The organism is Paenibacillus jamilae (assembly GCF_050482105.1).
Lineage (GTDB): Bacteria > Bacillota > Bacilli > Paenibacillales > Paenibacillaceae > Paenibacillus > Paenibacillus jamilae_B.
Map to the genome: position 1 here is coordinate 75,263 of NZ_JBCNHI010000010.1, position 17,747 is coordinate 93,009.

At 43.0% G+C, this 17,747-nt stretch carries 14 protein-coding genes and 1 pseudogene; all 15 read right to left on the reverse strand.

Going from position 1 to position 17,747, the window contains the following annotated elements; all coding sequences use genetic code 11:
- Window positions 1-147 precede the first annotated feature (147 nt).
- Window positions 148-1,998: an ABC transporter ATP-binding protein gene (locus ABEW32_RS06570; RefSeq protein WP_430185843.1), complete on the reverse strand. Its 1,851-nt coding sequence runs from the start codon at window positions 1,996-1,998 to the stop codon at window positions 148-150.
- The gene (locus tag ABEW32_RS06575; RefSeq protein ID WP_430185845.1) at window positions 1,985-3,754 is read right to left on the reverse strand and encodes an ABC transporter ATP-binding protein; all 1,770 of its coding nucleotides are present in this window, start codon (window positions 3,752-3,754) and stop codon (window positions 1,985-1,987) included. The genes ABEW32_RS06570 and ABEW32_RS06575 overlap by 14 nt, the downstream gene beginning before the upstream one ends.
- 81 nt (window positions 3,755-3,835) lie before the next feature.
- Window positions 3,836-4,243 carry a MarR family winged helix-turn-helix transcriptional regulator gene (locus ABEW32_RS06580; RefSeq protein ID WP_430185847.1) on the reverse strand — a complete coding sequence of 136 codons (408 nt, stop codon included), beginning with the start codon at window positions 4,241-4,243 and terminating at the stop codon, window positions 3,836-3,838.
- A gap of 172 nt (window positions 4,244-4,415) precedes the next feature.
- Window positions 4,416-4,565 (reverse strand): annotated as a pseudogene (locus ABEW32_RS06585) (GTP cyclohydrolase, FolE2/MptA family); the annotation flags it as partial.
- Window positions 4,523-4,657, reverse strand: a complete 135-nt coding sequence (locus ABEW32_RS06590; RefSeq protein WP_430185849.1) for a hypothetical protein — start codon at window positions 4,655-4,657, stop codon at window positions 4,523-4,525. The gene ABEW32_RS06590 and the pseudogene ABEW32_RS06585, both read right to left, overlap by 43 nt.
- A 16-nt stretch (window positions 4,658-4,673) precedes the next feature.
- Window positions 4,674-5,684, reverse strand: coding sequence for a CobW family GTP-binding protein (locus tag ABEW32_RS06595; protein WP_430185851.1), 1,011 nt, complete (start codon window positions 5,682-5,684; stop codon window positions 4,674-4,676).
- 62 nt (window positions 5,685-5,746) lie between these two features.
- The gene (gene rpsN / locus ABEW32_RS06600) at window positions 5,747-6,016 is read right to left on the reverse strand and encodes a 30S ribosomal protein S14 (RefSeq protein WP_430185853.1); all 270 of its coding nucleotides are present in this window, start codon (window positions 6,014-6,016) and stop codon (window positions 5,747-5,749) included.
- A gap of 356 nt (window positions 6,017-6,372) precedes the next feature.
- A complete protein-coding gene (locus tag ABEW32_RS06605; RefSeq protein ID WP_430185855.1) occupies window positions 6,373-7,194 on the reverse strand; it encodes an AAA family ATPase in 822 nt (273 codons plus the stop codon).
- A gap of 235 nt (window positions 7,195-7,429) precedes the next feature.
- Window positions 7,430-8,503 carry an NAD(P)H-dependent flavin oxidoreductase gene (locus tag ABEW32_RS06610; protein ID WP_430185857.1) on the reverse strand — a complete coding sequence of 358 codons (1,074 nt, stop codon included), beginning with the start codon at window positions 8,501-8,503 and terminating at the stop codon, window positions 7,430-7,432.
- A gap of 190 nt (window positions 8,504-8,693) precedes the next feature.
- Window positions 8,694-10,364, reverse strand: coding sequence for an RICIN domain-containing protein (locus ABEW32_RS06615; protein WP_430185859.1), 1,671 nt, complete (start codon window positions 10,362-10,364; stop codon window positions 8,694-8,696).
- A 225-nt stretch (window positions 10,365-10,589) separates the two neighbouring features.
- Complete coding sequence (gene bglS / locus ABEW32_RS06620) at window positions 10,590-11,303, reverse strand: beta-glucanase (protein ID WP_430185861.1); 714 nt, start codon at window positions 11,301-11,303, stop codon at window positions 10,590-10,592.
- A gap of 69 nt (window positions 11,304-11,372) precedes the next feature.
- A complete protein-coding gene (locus ABEW32_RS06625; RefSeq protein ID WP_430185863.1) occupies window positions 11,373-13,280 on the reverse strand; it encodes a carbohydrate-binding protein in 1,908 nt (635 codons plus the stop codon).
- A 500-nt stretch (window positions 13,281-13,780) separates the two neighbouring features.
- Window positions 13,781-14,113 carry a hypothetical protein gene (locus tag ABEW32_RS06630; protein WP_430185865.1) on the reverse strand — a complete coding sequence of 111 codons (333 nt, stop codon included), beginning with the start codon at window positions 14,111-14,113 and terminating at the stop codon, window positions 13,781-13,783.
- 181 nt (window positions 14,114-14,294) lie between these two features.
- The gene (locus ABEW32_RS06635) at window positions 14,295-15,002 is read right to left on the reverse strand and encodes a response regulator (RefSeq protein WP_430185867.1); all 708 of its coding nucleotides are present in this window, start codon (window positions 15,000-15,002) and stop codon (window positions 14,295-14,297) included.
- Window positions 14,995-17,508 (reverse strand): DUF4118 domain-containing protein, encoded by a 2,514-nt coding sequence (locus ABEW32_RS06640; protein ID WP_430185869.1) that lies wholly within the window; start codon window positions 17,506-17,508, stop codon window positions 14,995-14,997. The genes ABEW32_RS06635 and ABEW32_RS06640 overlap by 8 nt, the downstream gene beginning before the upstream one ends.
- Between the last annotated feature and the right edge of the window lie 239 nt (window positions 17,509-17,747).

The following is a 17,747-nucleotide window of genomic DNA, read 5'->3' on the forward strand; positions in this document are numbered from 1 at the left end:
AAGGGTCTTATGAACATTAGTGCATAAGAGCTTGTTCAATAAAACAAAAAAGCCGCTATATAGCGGCTTTTTAAGATTCAACGTTCTTATTCTGAACATTTTGTCCAGTTCCATGTGTTGCTATTATGTTTCCTAACACTGTAATCTTCAGGAGGCATGTTCAAACTGGCTGTTGTATAAATCGGCATAGAATCCGCCTTTGCCCAGCAATTCCTCATGATTACCCGTTTCGATAATGTTACCGTCCTTCATGACCAGAATTAGATCGGCATTTTTAATCGTTGAGAGACGGTGGGCAATCACAAAGGATGTTTTCCCTACAGTAAGTCGATCCATCGCTTGTTGAATTAACAACTCCGTACGCGTATCGACCGAGCTTGTGGCCTCGTCCAGAATGAGCATAGGCGCATCTTCAATCATGGCTCTTGCAATGGTAATCAATTGCTTTTGACCGGCAGAGAGATTGGCTTTGTCGTCTAGCACTGTATCATAGCCTTGAGGCAGTGTTTTAAGGAAGCTGTGCAGACCTACTGCTCTACATGCGGCTTCTATTTGTTCGTCGGTAACATGCTCTTGGGAAAAGACGATATTCTCACGAATCGTTCCTTCAAACAGCCATGTATCCTGCAGTACCATACAGAATAATTTATGAACATTCTCACGTGTTAATTGGCTGATCGGAGTTCCATCAATATAAATTTCCCCTCCGTTCAGCTCATAGAACCGCATAAGCAAATTCACGAGCGTCGTCTTACCAGCGCCTGTCGGGCCAACAATGGCAATTTTCTGACCAGCTTCAGCTTTCATAGAGAAGTCTTTGATAATCATATGGTCTTCGTTATAACCGAAACGGACATGTTTGAATTCGACATCCCCTTTGGCGTTATCCAGCTTCATGATCTTGTTACTCTCATCCACCAATTCTTCTTCACCTAGAAATTCGAACACACGTTCACTGGCAGCAGCCGCCGATTGTAAATTGGTCGCAGCCTGTGCCAACTGTGACAAGGGCTGTGTAAACAGACGAATATACACCATAAAGGCCACAATAGTACCAATGGTTATAACATGTTGGTTCACCAGCAAGGCGCCCACGATACAGACCGCTACATAACCAAAATTCCCGATGAACATCATAACTGGCATCATCAGACCAGACATGAACTGGGATTTCCATGCATTAGTATATAAGCGTCCGTTGATGCCATGGAATACTTCCTTGGCTGCTTTTTCTCCGTTATATACCTTGACTACGTTATGACCAGCATAGGTTTCTTCAATATGACCGTTGATTTGTCCAAGCTCCGCTTGCTGTGCTACAAAATATTTTTGTGAATGTTTCATAATTACAGTCATCAGTGAAAAACCGATCAGCGTAGCTACAATCCCGGTTATGGTCATGATCCAGTTCGTATACAGCATCATAATCAAAGCACCCACAAAAGTTGCAAGTGCGCTGACAAGCGTGCCGAGACTGTTGTTTAACGTTTGTCCAATGGTATCGACATCGTTGGTCACACGGCTAAGCACATTACCATAGCTCGTAGCATCAAAATACTTCAAAGGCATATGATTGATTTTTTGGGACAGCTCTGTCCGCATCTTCTTTGTAATACGCTGCGACACGGTTACCGTAATGAAACCTTGGAAATAATTAAAGATAAGACCGAGACCATACAAAACCACCAATACAAGAACAATCTTTTGAACAGCATTCACATCAATGCCTGTTACGATTCCTTCCTGAATCAGGTTGGCAATATCGCTGAGCTTATCTGGACCAATCACGTTGAAGATGGAACCGGCCAGCGCCAGCACTATAGAGAGTATAATCATTGGCATATAGGCCTTGATGTAGGATAAGAGCTGACGGATGTTCTTCTTAAAATCATTCGTTTTTTTGCCAGTCTCCATCCCTACCGTAGGACCTCGACCCATGGGAGCTTGCTGCTTCATTTGGATGTGGTTACTGCTGACAGTGCGTTCATTTTTGTCCATGTACGAGTTCCTCCTTCGAAAGCTGCGAATAAGCAATCTCCTGATAGGTGCTGCAATTCGCCATCAGCTCCTCATGTGTGCCGTTCCCTACAATCTCACCTTGGTCCAGTACGATAATCCGGTCAGCGTCCTTAATGGTGCCTATGCGCTGAGCAACAATAAGTGTCGTAGCATGGCCGGTTTCTTGTTTAAGCGCAGAGCGCAGAATCCGGTCTGTTCTGTAGTCCAGTGCCGAGAAGGAATCATCGAAGATATAAATCTCTGGCTGACGGTAGATGGCACGTGCAATGGACAGACGCTGCTTTTGACCACCGGACACGTTCGCTCCACCTTGTGAAATCCGCCCTTGATACTGACCGTCCATTTTTTCGACAAACTCCGTACCTTGGGCAATCCCTACGGCGGCTTTGATGAGTTTCTCCGAAGGTTCTATTCTTCCGTTATCGCCATACGAAACGTTGGATGCTACTGAACCACTGAAAAGTACGGCTTTCTGTGGGACATACCCGATTTTGTTATGGAGTGTCTGCTGCTTATAGTTTCTGACATTCAGACCATCCACGAGTACCTCTCCCTCAGTCACATCGTAGAAACGGGAAATCAAATTGATTACGCTGGTTTTGCCACTGCCTGTTGCGCCAATAAAGGCAACTGTCTCGCCTTGTTTTGCTGTAAAGCTAATGTTACGAAGCACAGGCTCCTCTGCATCCGGATATTTAAAGCTGACATTACGGAATTCCACCTGACCCATAACGCCCTCTTCACCGGCCGTCTCATGCCCATCAATGATGCGGGATTTGGTATTCAAAACCTCCATAATACGTTTGGCAGAAATCGAAGCTCGAGGCATCAGGAAGAAGATCATACTTACCATCATAAAGGCCATGACCACCTGCACCGCATATGAGGAGAATACGACCATATTAGAGAATAGTGTAATGCGATTCGGAACGGCCGTTCCGTTAATCAGGTAAGCGCCAATCCAATAGATTGAGACACTCAGACCCGACATAATAAAGGTCATGCCCGGGCCAACCATTGCCATTAAGCGGTTCGCAAACAGGTTTGTATTCGTCAATTCCGCATTGGCCTGCCCAAACTTCTCCTCCTGATACTGATCTGCATTATAAGCACGCACCACCCGAAGCCCAGTCAAATGCTCACGTGTCACCCTGTTCAGATTATCAGTGAGACGCTGAATTTTTTGGAAACTGGGAAGAGCGAAAATAACAATGACACTCAGCATGAGGATCAGGACAGCTACAGCCACTCCTGTAGAGGCAGTCCACTGCCAGTTTTTATCGGCAATTTTTGCGATGGCCCATACGGCCAGAATCGGTGCCTTGATGATCACCTGCAGCCCCAGCGCAACCACCGTTTGAATTTGGGTAACATCGTTCGTGGAGCGGGTGATGAGGCTGGCTGTTGAAAAGTTGCTCATCTCTTCCATTGAAAAAGATAAGGTCTTGTCAAAGACCATCGCGCGCAGACGCATAGCCAGCCCTGCCGCCACCTTTGCCGCAAAATAGCCGACAATTATAGATGCAATCATACTGCCAACAGCACACAACAGCATGTAAATACCTGGAATCAGCAGTTCGGACATCGGCGTTCCTACGGTTTGCAGCTTGGTTGTAATTTCGGCCATATAATCAGGTAGCTTCAAATCGAGCCACACCTGCACAACGATGAAAGCCAAGCTGCAAAGCACGAACATCCATTCATTTTTCTTGAGATATTTGAATATCTTCAGCATTCTGTTGTTCTCCTTTTATCTGAAAATCTTAGGTGCTTGGTACAATTTAACGTACTCTGCATGCGGCCTTTACATAGGAATTTAGCTTTTAGAGACAATCAGCTTGATGAGTCGAATAAACTCTGTGGCATCCTGTTCGTCCAGCTTTCGAAGAATTTTCTCGCTCCATGCGACGCCTTCGTTATACCTGTCAATCATAAATTGCTTGCCTGAATCCGTAATGAATACAATCACCTTGCGTTTGTCGTTGGCATCCGTACGTCGTACAACCAACCCTTTCTTCTCCAAACTTTTCAGTGCCGTTGCTATCCGTCCCGTACTGACGGACAAGTATTCGCTCAAATGGCCCGAAGTAACCCCGTCCTGATGACTCAAAGCGATGAGAATCCCCATTTCACCACGAGAGAAATGCGTTCGTTCCTCTAGTACCGGCTTGCGTGATTTGGCGATATACTCGAAGAGCTCTGTTGCTGACGCTTTATAGTCCATTGGCCGTATCACCTCCTGAATTTATCTTATACTGTAAGATAATAATGATATCCGGATCTAAAGTCAATTCGGGAAAATATGGCGGGCTTGAAGTAGCATAAAAAACTGCACCACCAAAGTTTAGATCGTGCCTAAAAATTGGGGTGCAGTTCACACCTGATGCTTATTTTCTTACCCAGTGCTTTTCATACAAATCAGCAGCCATCAACCGCACTACGTCTTCAACAAAGCGAGGATTCTCGTACGCACGTTCTGTAATCTGTTTCTCGTCAGGCCTTTTCAATACAGGATGAAGGCAACTACTTGCATTGGATTCACAGGCTTGTCCCCCTGAATTGGATCAACGGAACCGAATAGTCGAAGCCTTTCAGCCTTATCAGGCAGCACAAATGAATGGGTCACACTCTTACTCATGTTATTCTGCTCCTCGTCAGGCGCTTGCTTCGGCAACCGCACATTCGCTAAATCGTGCTTTGAACCAGGCTTCATCCAAATCTTTACCAATTATAACGATGCGGCTCGTTCTGTCTTCACCCACATTCCATTCCCTGTCAGTATCCACCCCAAATATCATGTGAACTCCCTGAAATACGACCCTTTTATTTGTTTTCTGTACATTAAGAATGCCTTTGTACCGATACGTATCGGTTGAATGCTCTACCAACCAATCGTTTATAAAGTCATTCACTTTGTCTAAATCAAGTGGTCTCGTCTCAGTGAGAACAATGGAGAAGACGTCATCCTCATGATGATGGTGATGATGCTCTTCCAAAAAACGGGGATCTACTTTAAGCTTATGGTCTAGATCAAATGCATTTACTCCAAGAATCTGATTCAAATCAACTAAAGATTGCCGGGTATGCATTAATTGGGCATGTGAGTTGATTGCTTTGAGTCGAGATTCGAGTTGGACCAGATTATCATTTGCAACAAGATCTGTTTTATTTAACAAGATAACATCAGCAAAAGCGACTTGTTCCTTTGCCTCATGTCCGTGATCTAGGTGATATTCAGCATGCTTGGCATCTACTACGGTTATAACCGCATCAATTTTGAAAAAGTTTGAAATCAGTGGCTCCGCAAGAAAAGTCTGAACAACCGGTCCTGGATCAGCCAAACCAGTAGTTTCGACAACAATCCGATCATAATGAACAGGTGTAGAAATATCTGCAAATTTGCGATGCAGCAAATTTTTCATTATATCCACCAAATCACTTCGTACTGTGCAGCAAATGCAACCATTGTTCATTTCAATAATTTCTTCGCCAGATTCCACAATTAGCTCATTATCGATACCCACTTCTCCAAATTCATTCACAATAACAGCGATTTTATAACCATGATCTGCCTTCAATATATGATTAAGCAGCGTCGTTTTACCAGCTCCCAAAAATCCAGTAATTATCGTTACCGGGATGCGTGGATCTTGTTCCACTTCCATGTGAATTCCCCCTCTCCGGATAAAACACTATAATGCAGATTTTATTGGTACTTCCTTTCTATTTACCAACTCGACTTGGTAACACCAGGAATTTGTCCTTTATAAGCTAGTTCACGGAAGACAATCCGTGATACTTTAAACTTACGCAAGTATCCCCTCGGACGCCCCGTCAGTTCACAACGATTGTTCAGCCTGGTAGGAGACGCATTACGTGGTAACCTCTGCAATGCTTCATAGTCCCCTTTTTCTTTCAGCTGACGGCGCAGTTCTGCATATTTAGCTACGGTCACCTGACGTTTTTTCTCACGTACTACTTTTGATTTTTTGGCCATTGGTTTTTCTAGCTCCTTTTTCTGATAAAGTTAAATGGAAGCCGGCTGAAGTTGTTGCTCAGCCAGTGAAGATACGGTCATACGATTTTGCCAGCTCAAGATATGCGGTATCGTTTCTCATGAACTTTTTTACATCCTTGCATTCACCCCTTCTGAATGTAGGATGAATTATTAATAGTAATTATTAATAGTAATTATTACGATTAAATGAAACTATAAGCCTGTTTTGTCCACATGTCAATACAACATGTCGTTTATAGGATGAGCACCCATCAAAAATTGACCCCGCAATAACACCACTCAATGAGTACCTAAATCAGCTATTAAGTGTCTCTTTTTTTACAATTTCTCTCTTTCTAAACCTTCGTGCGAGGATTATACTCTGACAGCGCAATTTCTATGTTTTCATAATTAAGTGCTCGGTTCTCTATAATCGCTTTTCGTTTTGCTTTCAGCACAATCTGTTCAATATCAGCAAAGCTACATCCGGCAAGCAAATCCGCTGCCTGTCCAGCAAGGCTCTTCCCAATCAGCAGTTCAATGTATTGAATCCGCTCTGCCTGCGTTGGCAACTTATACGTCATTTTCGTATCGAAGCGGCGCCAGATCGCTGTATCCAGTTCTTCCTCAAGGTTGGTGGCTGCGACAAACACACTCTCTCCACCGAACTCGTCTAGACATTGTAGCAGTGTGTTCACCACTCGTGCCATCTCCTTCACCTCATCATTGGAATCCCTCATACGCCCTAGAGCATCGAATTCATCGAGAAACAGAACGCAAGGCGTTCCATTCGCATAATCAAAAATTTTGCGCACATTACTCCCTGTTTCCCCCAAATGGCTATGAATAATCGCGTCAAGCCTCACTAATATAAGCGGTAAATCCAAGCGCTGCGCCAAATAAAAAGCCGTCAATGTTTTTCCAGTTCCCGGTGGACCAAACATTACGATCTTGTTGGGCATGGGCACATCCTGCTCCTCAAACTTCTCTTTCATTCCCAAAATCGTAATAAACTCATCTACAATGGTCTGGTTTTTCTCGGCAAGCACGATTCGCTTGACCTTGCTGGCACATTCCTGTGGTATATATATGGTTGCCATATCAATGCCTTTGGCACGCGGGAGCCGTGCAGCAGCATTGCTTTTACTTTTGTTTTTATTCTTATTGTTCACAGTCATGGCCTTCTCCTCTAATAGTAATTATTACGAATAGAAGTGTACCAAAATCAGAGTGTGATTTCCACCAACCAGTCCAAGTATTTTGCAGGTATGCTTATTCTTCCAATATCCAGAACGTTTTTTATACTATATTTAATAAAAAAATACCCAGCCAAATGACTAGGTATCGTCTGTTTCGTACTCATAGGAGAGTATATAAATATTAGAATTTCAATAAAAATGGAAGACGGAAATTTCAATAGTTAGAAAGTCTTTGAACAAGAATACTGGCTTCATCAATGGTTTGTTTTACAATTGAAGCAGCAGGCTGGTCGTTGGCTAACCGAAGACCCTGACCCGCCCAAAGTGACATATACTCGGGGCTGTTCGCTTTTGCAGCCGCCTGACGAATGTCACGGGTCACCGCGTTTTGAATAGGGTAAGCAGGGATTGTACCGGGATACTGATGCATGTCAATCATAAATTTTGTTTGAATGCCTCTTGCTGCTTTACCGGAGTAAGCACGTGTAATTTGAGTGGAGTCTTCACTTGCCGAGAGAATTTTCTGCTTATACTTTTCGTGGGCGCCGCTCTCAGGGCAGGCTAAAAACGCAGTACCCATCTGTACTGCAGCGGCTCCTAATAAAAGGCTTGCTGCAAGTCCCCGCCCATCCATGATTCCCCCCGCTGCGATGACTGGGATCGACACATGGTCAACGATCTGCGGAACAATAGCCATGGTGCCTATCAAAGCATGGGAGGCGTCTTTCAGAAAGGTCCCCCTATGCCCACCTGCTTCACTTCCCTGAGCCACAATAGCATCTACACCACCTGCTTCCAATTGCTTGGCTTCATCAACGGTTGTTGCAGTTCCAATGACGAATATTCCATGCTGTTTCATGGTTTGGATTACGTTTTGAGATGGTATGCCAAATGTGAAACTAAATATGGACACACGCTCCTCCAACAGTACCTCTACCTGTTCCTCAAATGATTCTGAAGACTTCAAAATTAATGGATTTTTGGCAGTGCCAAGTTTGATGCGGTATTTATTAAGATAATCTGTCATCCGGTAAATTGCTTCTTCGGACTCTTCAGATTGCTCAGGAACAAACAAGTTTACTCCGAAAGGCTGAGCCGTTTGTTGCTTGATTTTTTGGATCTCGTTGCGGAGTTGTTCCGGCGTTAAGTATCCGCCTCCCAGGTTGCCTAGCCCACCGGCGTTTGAAACAGCCGCTACTAATTCAGGAGTCGAAACGCCACCTGCCATCGGTGCTTGAAAAATCGGGTACTGAATTTTAAGATTACGCGTCAATTCAGTCTTAAACACTATTAACAGCCTCCCTTTAGTTGAAAATTAGACGAGCTTTTCTCAGGATGAATACGAGTATGCTGCAAATTTCGTATCGTTCCCTTTTTCACTAAAAAATGACTGTACCAGATAGCATAGTATAGCAGCTGCAACAAGCAGCAAAGTGGCAAGAAGACGTTTCCAATATAGCGGCTTAACTAAGGAAATGCTAATAAGATTCAAGCTTCCATTGTTGATTATAATTGGATGTATACCGCCATTGCTGAATAGGAGCTCCCTCTGCAGTAGATAGACCTGTGACATCAGCTGGCTTATTGGAAATGATAGGAGTGATACGATAGTAACCATCTCCTGTTGAGATAAAGGCAAATTTTTGTTGCTCTTGGTCAGTACTAGCAGCCAGTTGGAATTTAGCGCCGTGATCAAGAGAACCATTTATTACCTCAAGTGAACGTCCGCTCTGCACATTTTTGATACTGTATTGACCACCACCTAGATGCTTAACACTCCATTGCTGATTTGCTTCACCTGTATAGGTTGATTTAATTACGTTTGCACCTTCGAGCGTATTATCGGCTTCCATGGCTTTGCTGTCCAAACGCACAATGAAACGATAAATACCATTAGAGACATTTCCATCAGGGAGGCTTGCCTGATCTCCGCTGCCGGCCGGCCGGGTATAGAGAAGAGTTCCGAAACCAAGTTGATCAAACGTTGATGGATACTCCAAATTTGGACCACCTTCGGTACCCTCCAGAGCCATTCTGACAGCAATATTGGGTGCAGACAGACCTTTTCGATTGACATAGTGGTTATAGATCATCTCCCAGATGGGACGCATCTCGCTACGTTTGTCAGGCGATATTCCAGATTGGATATTTATCGCACCGTTTCTTCCTGATCCCCATTCATAGGTTGTAAAGGGTACATCTTCGCCATTGTTGTATTTGGCAACATATTCAGCAGCACGCAGGAAACGATTGTCCGCCCAACCATATAGGTCATCTCCCTGATTCCATGCCATTTCAGCAATTGTGGCCATTAAACCAATACCTAATTGAGTATGTGCTTGGTCCCTTCCGGACTCTTGCCATTGAGCAAGACCATCAGGATGTAGGTATGGAATAGCGTTATAAATGGAGCCATTTCCTGCACCATTTTTAAAATACTCCACACCGATATCATAAATATCCCGGCGATCACAAAATATTCCGATTGCAATGGTGGCAGCCATATTACTTAGATCCCAGTTCGCCCAGTAATTTTGTATATATGAATCATTATGGCTTTTGCCGTACTCATTGCCAATAAGGAATCTCTCGTTCAATGGTTTATAAAACACGGTAAGAAGCATGTTTTGCATTTGTTCCACATTAAACCCCGGATAATCTCTCATAAGTTCGGCTGCATTAGCCAACTCATACCCATAAATTCCTGCCGCTAAGTAGCGATCAGCATTGCCGGAGATCGTTTTAAGATTAGAAGACCAGGCATTCAAAATATCACAAGCTGTATCTCCATTTGCGGTGTCACCTGTAATTTTCCAACGAAGTGCATTCTGGTAAGCACGAGCTATATCATTGTAAAACACAGCTACATTTTGCCCACTTCCTCCTCGGATAATGGTAGAGGTAGCGCGTGGTTTCCAGCCGGCCTGTGATAGTGGACTGGACAACAATTGATTCCAACCATCCAAATAGGGTTGTCTGCCTTCATGAATCATCTGCTTCATTCGGTCAAAATCTGCTTTCGTATGTAATAGACCAGGATGAGCAAATCCAGCGGATGCTGTTGCTTTCGGCAATGTTTTCTCAGTGAATCCAAATGCACTTATTACTAGGCAAAAAATAATTGATACTAATAGTGTTCTTTTCAACATTTACATTCTCCTTATATTAGTGTATCTAAATTTTTCTCAATCCCTCCTTTATGTAATTCTTCTTAGAGTTGGTATATATACCTGTTTTTTCTACGCTATTATATTTATCGGTACTTCAAGTTCAGATAATAGTAATATCCAAAAAATAGGTCTTTTGAACTGATAGCTAAAGGGCTTGAAAAGCAAAAGCAGCCCAATAGGGCTGCCTCTTCTGCTCTAATTATATTAATTACTCGTATATTTTACCCAGTCATATTCAGCATACAGCGGATTGACTCCGTTATATGGACCTAACCAGCTATCTACTCCGATGCCATTCCACAGATTCATCATAATTTGGCCTGGCGTTTTCGGTATGTTCGTGGTTGCTGTATGCTTCAGAGCCCCGTCAACATACCACTTAATGTATCCTGGCTGCCAATCGAATGCATAGGTGTGGAAGCCACTTGATGCATCAAACCCCAGATCGATAATCTTCTCATGACCACCGACCCCATTTGTATAATAGTTGAATTGCACTTTTGTTGTGTCTTTTCCTAAGAATTCAATATCTATTTCATCCCATTGCGTGCCATTAGCAGGTCCCGTATATGTGAAGAAAGAAGATACGATTCCTGTATTTTTAGCAGGCTTCATATTGACCTCGTATAAGCCGTATCCGTAAGTATTCTTCGAACGATACTCTCCGCCGTCAAATTTATTATACGCAGAACTCGTTAAGCTAAGCTTCATTTTGCCATCGTTAGTAAAATTGACATTATTGGCACGCCAAGTACAATTAAACATGTTCCCATTGGAATACCCATCTGCCTTTTGCCATGTACTCGGATTATAATAACTTAATGGTTCCCAGAACACATTCGCTGCAAAAGCGCTTACCGAAAAAAACAGAGAAACTATCCCCGTGATCACCAGTGTAAACCAATACTTCTTCTTCATAAATACACCTCCATGAATAATTAAATATGATCAATATTGTGGAACGGCGTTTCCAGTTTTAATGAATAATCATGATGAAAATTCAATGTAATCCACGTAGGCATCCCAAGTGCCATCATCGCTCGTCAAGGTGAGTTTGATCTCCTGATCTCCAGTAGCGTGAGTAATGTTGGACAAGGTTTGGACAGTCGGCGTTTTGCCTGTGAATTTGAAGGAACCTACAGTCACTCCTCCAATAACCAAGTCCACCTTGGCCGTACCAGCACTGTTTGAAGCCCCCCGCACTGAGATATTATGCGTAGGGTTGGCAAAATACTGAGAGTATGCAGCGTAGTCAGCATTGGCATACAAAGCGACCCCATCAAAAGGTGTACTGATCTTGCCAGCATAAGTACCGCCAATATTCATATTCTCGGCTTCAACCTTTGTTACTGTATTTCCACCCGTGTTGGGAGTGAACTGCCAAGCATCCAAATTCATTAGATTACCGTTACTTGACCCAGTAAACACCAGATAAACGTTGTGAACTCCAGTTGCATTATTAATCGTGGTCTCTACTTCTCTCCAGGTCTGCATACCCCCAGTTGATGACACTTTCAAGGAACCGACTAGAGGACCTGTTTCACTATCAAGCCGTACTTCAATGTTGCCGCCGACATTTGTGGCCACATTAGCTTTGAACGTCTTCGCTCCGGTAGAGCCAAAATCAGCCTTTCCAACAGCAATCCAGTCCCCATTATGGATGTTGGTCACGTCCAGATTGCTAATCGGGCCGCCGCTGGCTTGCGTAGGTTCGGTCGTAACACCTGCTTGCCATGCAATACTCTCCGCTTCAACTCTGGTATACGGGTTCATATTGGAGAGTTGAGCGATTCCTGTCATATTCCCCTGCACTTCAGAGATGCTTCCGTCCTCCTTGTGCACCAGCTTATTAATATGCGGAGAGCGATAGCCTTTCCCATCTCCAATTTGAGCTTTGCTGACCGTTTGGGCGTGGTACACGACATACCATTCATTCTTGAAATTAAATACAGCATGGTGGTTGTTGCCGCCAACGCCGAAGAACGTATACGGATTTTTCAGGAAATGGCCTTTATAAGTGAAGGGACCCATCGGGTTATCGCTGACCATATAGCCAATTTCACCTGCAGGGTACTGTGGAGGGTGCGTTCCGGCAAAGTTCATGCAGTACGAATAATAGTATTTGCCGTTGTGCTTATGAATACCGGAATCCTCAAACAGGTAAGGAGCATCAATAGTAGTGGCGCTTCCAATAACACTTGTCATATCTGCGCCTAATTTGATGACTCTGGCGGTTTTCGGATTAGCAATGGAAGCCGGATCGGATTCATTAGGAATTCCGCCACCGCTATACAGGTATCCCGTTCCATCATCATCTACCAGTACAGCCGGGTCAAAAAGCCAAGTCACGCCAGCCATCCCAGGTGTACTATGTGTCACAAGTGCTTTGCCAAGGGGATCTGTCCAAGGTCCAATAGGCGTGTCCGCTGTCAGGACACCAATACCTGCTCCCCCATTGGCGAAGTATAAAAAAAACTTGTCTCTGCCATTTATTTTTTTATGCGCAACTGCTGGAGCCCAAGAGTTAGAGGCCCATTTGGCAATGCCTCTTCCACTGTTTTTGTTGTTGGCACCTGCGACTGGTATCGTTCCGTGATCCGTCCAGTTCACCATGTCTATGGAAGATATGACCTGAATGCGATCCAGCGCACTGAAGTCGTTCTCTTTAATCGATCCATCCTTGTTATACACATACGTATCACTAGACATGTAGATATACACCCTTCCATCATATACCAATGAATAGGGGTCAGCTCCCAATTTATGATCCATTAGTGGGTTGGAATTTCCAGGCTGTTTAGCCAGTGGTCGATTAGCAGCATCTACATTTATCCCGGGAAAGACACTCAGCAATAAAGCGAAGGAAAGAAATAGAACTAGATATTTTCTAATCATAGACATAACCTCCGTTTTTTATATGGTCTAAAGCCGAGCTATCCGTAAATTTATCAAACTTATGAATATGCTCAGACTTCTACCCGTAAGGAAAACTGCCGTACAAATTGATAAGAGATAGAATTCGTTTGTAATCGCTTACAATTTATTGTTTTAGATGCACTCTACGAGAGGAATCACTATATACGTATCTTTGTATCTATGCTGTAAACTTCGGTATTAATCGAATAAAGTAGAGAAATGTAAAATATTAAGTGTAAATATGTAATTCGATTCATAATATTGGTTTTATTTGGCACAATCATAACATGATCTATCAAATATGACAATATCATTCTAAATTAAAAAAGAGCACATCAAAAGGGATGTAACCTAATGATTTGCTCCGTGAATAATATTAGAATTCTTGTACTGCCAATGCGTCAATGTACGCTTTCAGCACCGATGGAAACGATAAGTTCTATAGTGGTTTGACAATAGTGATGCAGCGAAGTCTGAGATTAGCTGTAAATCTCTTGTCCCAGCACCCGATTTACAGCCTTGATAAAGGCAAGATAACCACCATCGGTATCGGTTCGATGAGGAAGAGCCAAAAGCATTGTCTCTTTAATCTGGTTATCGTCTAGCTCATAGCTTCTTGTCAGGATTTCTGTGATCTCATCAACGGGTGTACCGAAAGCAAACTTCTGAGCTGCTCTATAGATTTCATAGTTCTCATAGATATCTCTCTGTATCACATTCTGCATATCGATAAAATCATATATTTTTTTAACAGTATACAACACCACCAGCACAATTAAGATCAAACCTGTCATTGTTAAAATTTCATTCATTCCCGCCAAACCTCCTAATGCCTCCTAACTTCCGGGTTAAGCGTAACATTTTCACCATTAGTTTAGGATTAGGGTTTTCATATAGGTATAAAGATACCCTTAAGATTTAGATGGCAGAAAAAAAATAAAGAGACCCTGCCCAAAAGGGCACGGCCTCTAATTACATTTTGGCATTCATTGCCTAAGTATCATCTCCAACCTGAAGCATGCGGTAACCAACTCCGATATGCGTTTGAATAAACTTTGACTGTGATGATGTTTTTTCTATTTTTTTTCTGAGCGTTGCCATAAACACACGCAGGGCAGGAATATCATATGCATGGCTGCCCCAAATTTCATGCAGAATAAAATTATGAGTCAATACTTTGCCTACATGCTTTGCAAGCAGGCAAAGCAGTTTGTATTCGCTTGGGGTCAGATGAATTTCTTTTTCATCGATCCATACACACCCTGCTGCATAATCAATTTTCAAATTTCCATTGGTAAAGCTGGAAGCATCCTTCAGGATCTTATCGCTGTTAAATCGAATTCTTCGTAAACTGACTCGAAGTCTGGCCAGCAATTCTTCTACACTGAAGGGCTTTGTTAGATAATCGTCTGCTCCGGCATCCAGCGCATCTATTTTATCCCGATCTTCGCTGCGTGCGCTGACCACGATAATAGGCATATTCGACCATTCACGAAGTTTTTTTATGATATCTACACCGTCCATATCCGGCAAGCCCAAATCCAGAATCATGAGATCCGGCTGCCTGGATACTGCTTCCAAAATCGATGCTTCGCCTGTTTCAGCCGTATGGTATTTATAGCCCTGTGTCTCCAGCGTAGTCGTGATCAGCTTGCGAATGGGTTTATCATCTTCCACAACAAGAATAAAAGGTTTATTCATGAATATTCACTTCCTCAGCTTGCAGGGTAAAATAAAAAACTGCCCCTCTGGGGACATTGTTATGAACACCAATGGTACCGCCATGGGCATTCACAATCGATTTGCACAGAGAAAGTCCCAATCCTAACCCACGACGTCCGTCCCCATGAATGTTATCCACTGTATAAAACATATCAAACAGCTTGTCCTTGACTTCTTCTGAAGAAATACCAGGGCCATCATCTGAGATTTCTACAACGACCCTATGTCTCCCGCGTCTTGCAGAAATCATGATATGGGAGCCATCTTGGGTATACTTGATTGCATTATCAACCATATTGATTAAAACCTGAATAATGAGGCGGGAGTCCATTCGAGCCATCATCAGTTCGTCATCCAATTTCGTTTGAATGACATGCTTCACACTGTTGCGATTCACATGAAGTAGAGCCTCCGAAATGATTTCCTCCATTAATTCTGCCTGAAAATTCAGATTTAGATTACCATTTTCGATTCGACTGATGGAGAGTAAATTTTCTACTAAATTGATTAGCCACATGGAATCGTCATATATATCTGTATACAGATCTTTTTTTTGTTCATTGTTTAGTACCTCAGAGTTCCCAAGAAGAATCCCCGCATTGCCCGAGATGCTGGTAAGCGGAGTGCGCAAATCATGAGAAATGGATCGAAGCAGACTGGCACGGAGTTGCTCCTGCTGGATTTGCATGGAGATCTCTTGTTGCTTTTCATTCAGTTTTTCTTTTTCCAGCGCCAGCGCGCATTCTCCCAGCATGGAAAGCATTAGGCTATTTTCAAAAACTTCTAAAGGTTCTTCCTGGTCCATTACAATAGCTGCCACCGCAAAAACCTGATCTCCTCCACGCACCGCATGATATAGACACTTAGCGCCAAAAAAAGTATCCGTTGTAGCTCCTGCACGCTTGTTGTTCTTATACACCCACTCTGCAACCGCACGTTCGTTGTCTCCTATGTAGACCTCTGGATCAAATGCAGATTCTTTCTTTGAGAAAACCTGCGGCGCCAACAGTTCCCCCTGGTGAACAGAATAAAAAATAACCGTTCTATCCAATAACTTCACCATTTGATACGCCATTTCATTAATAATATCCGAAGAATCTTTAGCCTGTTGCAATTTCCGGCTTGTTTCCAGAAGCACCTCGGTACGGTAAGCTTTATGTGCGGATTGCCGTGCTTGCTCTCTTACTCGCATGGTCAATGTACTCGTCATGAAAGAAGCAGCCAGCATGACCAGAAAGGTGACGGGATAGCCTGAATCATAAGCCTGTAAAGAATAATAAGGCTCGGTAAAGAAATAATTAAACACAAGTACACTCATAATAGAAGAAATGGCACTATACATTCTGCCCTTGGTCACAATTGCATTTAACAAAACCCCAAGTATGTACACGGTGATAATGTTGGCTTCTCGAAATTCCAAATGTTTAAACCACAAGCCAATGATTGTGCACATAGCCAAGATAGCAATCGTCTTGGTAGTATCAGCTAGCGACAGATTTGGGTATTTTGCGTAATAACTCATTTTTTTATAGTTTGATACATGGCTTGTTTTCACGTATTCGGCAATCCGCCCAGGAATATCGTCTCCATACTTCGTTGCGATATGTGCACCCATTTGCTCGACCAGTCTAAAGTTTTCCCTTAACTCCGTTTTATTTTTTGGTATCGATTCTATTACAGCGGTTCGAATCACTTTTTTATTGGAAGCAGCCGTGGACAAACTGACCCGAATATGTTCTTTCGTATTAAATTCATTCGTTTTCGCATGATCACTGATTTGCACCGCGATTCGGTCTAACTGACTTGCTGTATTACGCAAAGCAATTTCACGTAGAGCGGTCAGTTTCTCCTTGGTAAATAAATGGGCTTGTATATTCTCATTCTCACGATAAATCTTTCCCCTATATAAACGTTCTATTAAATTATCCGGATCAATATCGACTAATTCCACCTGATCAGCACGGTCAAATAAACTGTCCGGTATGCGCTCGTCAACAGAAATGCCAGTAATGGAGTAAACAATATCCGTTAGGCTTTCGATCTGCTGGATATTCACTGTCGTATATACATGAATTCCTGCGCAAAGAAGCTCCTCCACATCCTGATATCTTTTTCTATGGCGGCATCCTGCCGCATTGGTATGGGCCAAATTGTCCAATAAAATAAGGTCAGGACTTCTCTGGAGTGCTTGGTCAACATCAAATTCCTTAGTAGAGGATTGTTCACCTGAAATTTTAATGTAAGGAAGTAGTTCAAGTCCTTCCAACAGCGCCGCTGTGTAAGGCCGAGCAGCATGTTCAACATATCCAACTACGATATCCATGCCCTCTTTTTGCTCTTCGTGGGCGGCACTAAGCATCGCACAAGTCTTCCCAACACCTGGTGCATATCCAATAAAAATTTTCAGTCTTCCTCTTCTTTTCCTTTCAGGCATATCAGTAATTCGATCAAGTATGGACCTGGCATCGTTCTGTTGTACTGCCATCCTGTGCCACCCTCTATTATATTCTCTCCCAATCCTTAGTATATCACGAGCAAAATCAGTACCGTATTATGAATTTGTCCACAGCATTAAGATTGCATTAAGATTCGATCTAAAGTCACTTTCCCCCCTCTCCATTTGCTTAAATTCATTCCCCTACAAACTATTCTTGGTTTAGCCCACAACACTTTGTGGGCTCTTGAGTTTTTTCACACGTTCCTTGTTTTTAGCATAGGAATCAA

Bases quoted from the DNA above. Each gene is read 5' to 3' on its own strand.
- ABEW32_RS06625 (WP_430185863.1), bottom strand. From the start codon at position 13,280: ATGATTAGAAAATATCTAGTTCTATTTCTTTCCTTCGCTTTATTGCTG.
- ABEW32_RS06590 (WP_430185849.1), bottom strand. From the start codon at position 4,657: ATGAGTAAGAGTGTGACCCATTCATTTGTGCTGCCTGATAAGGCTGAA.
- ABEW32_RS06595 (WP_430185851.1), bottom strand. From the start codon at position 5,684: ATGGAAGTGGAACAAGATCCACGCATCCCGGTAACGATAATTACTGGA.
- ABEW32_RS06575 (WP_430185845.1), bottom strand. From the start codon at position 3,754: ATGCTGAAGATATTCAAATATCTCAAGAAAAATGAATGGATGTTCGTG.
- ABEW32_RS06580 (WP_430185847.1), bottom strand. From the start codon at position 4,243: ATGGACTATAAAGCGTCAGCAACAGAGCTCTTCGAGTATATCGCCAAA.
- ABEW32_RS06605 (WP_430185855.1), bottom strand. From the start codon at position 7,194: ATGACTGTGAACAATAAGAATAAAAACAAAAGTAAAAGCAATGCTGCT.
- bglS (WP_430185861.1), bottom strand. From the start codon at position 11,303: ATGAAGAAGAAGTATTGGTTTACACTGGTGATCACGGGGATAGTTTCT.
- ABEW32_RS06615 (WP_430185859.1), bottom strand. From the start codon at position 10,364: ATGTTGAAAAGAACACTATTAGTATCAATTATTTTTTGCCTAGTAATA.
- ABEW32_RS06630 (WP_430185865.1), bottom strand. From the start codon at position 14,113: ATGAATGAAATTTTAACAATGACAGGTTTGATCTTAATTGTGCTGGTG.
- ABEW32_RS06635 (WP_430185867.1), bottom strand. From the start codon at position 15,002: ATGAATAAACCTTTTATTCTTGTTGTGGAAGATGATAAACCCATTCGC.
- ABEW32_RS06640 (WP_430185869.1), bottom strand. From the start codon at position 17,508: ATGGCAGTACAACAGAACGATGCCAGGTCCATACTTGATCGAATTACT.
- rpsN (WP_430185853.1), bottom strand. From the start codon at position 6,016: ATGGCCAAAAAATCAAAAGTAGTACGTGAGAAAAAACGTCAGGTGACC.
- ABEW32_RS06570 (WP_430185843.1), bottom strand. From the start codon at position 1,998: ATGGACAAAAATGAACGCACTGTCAGCAGTAACCACATCCAAATGAAG.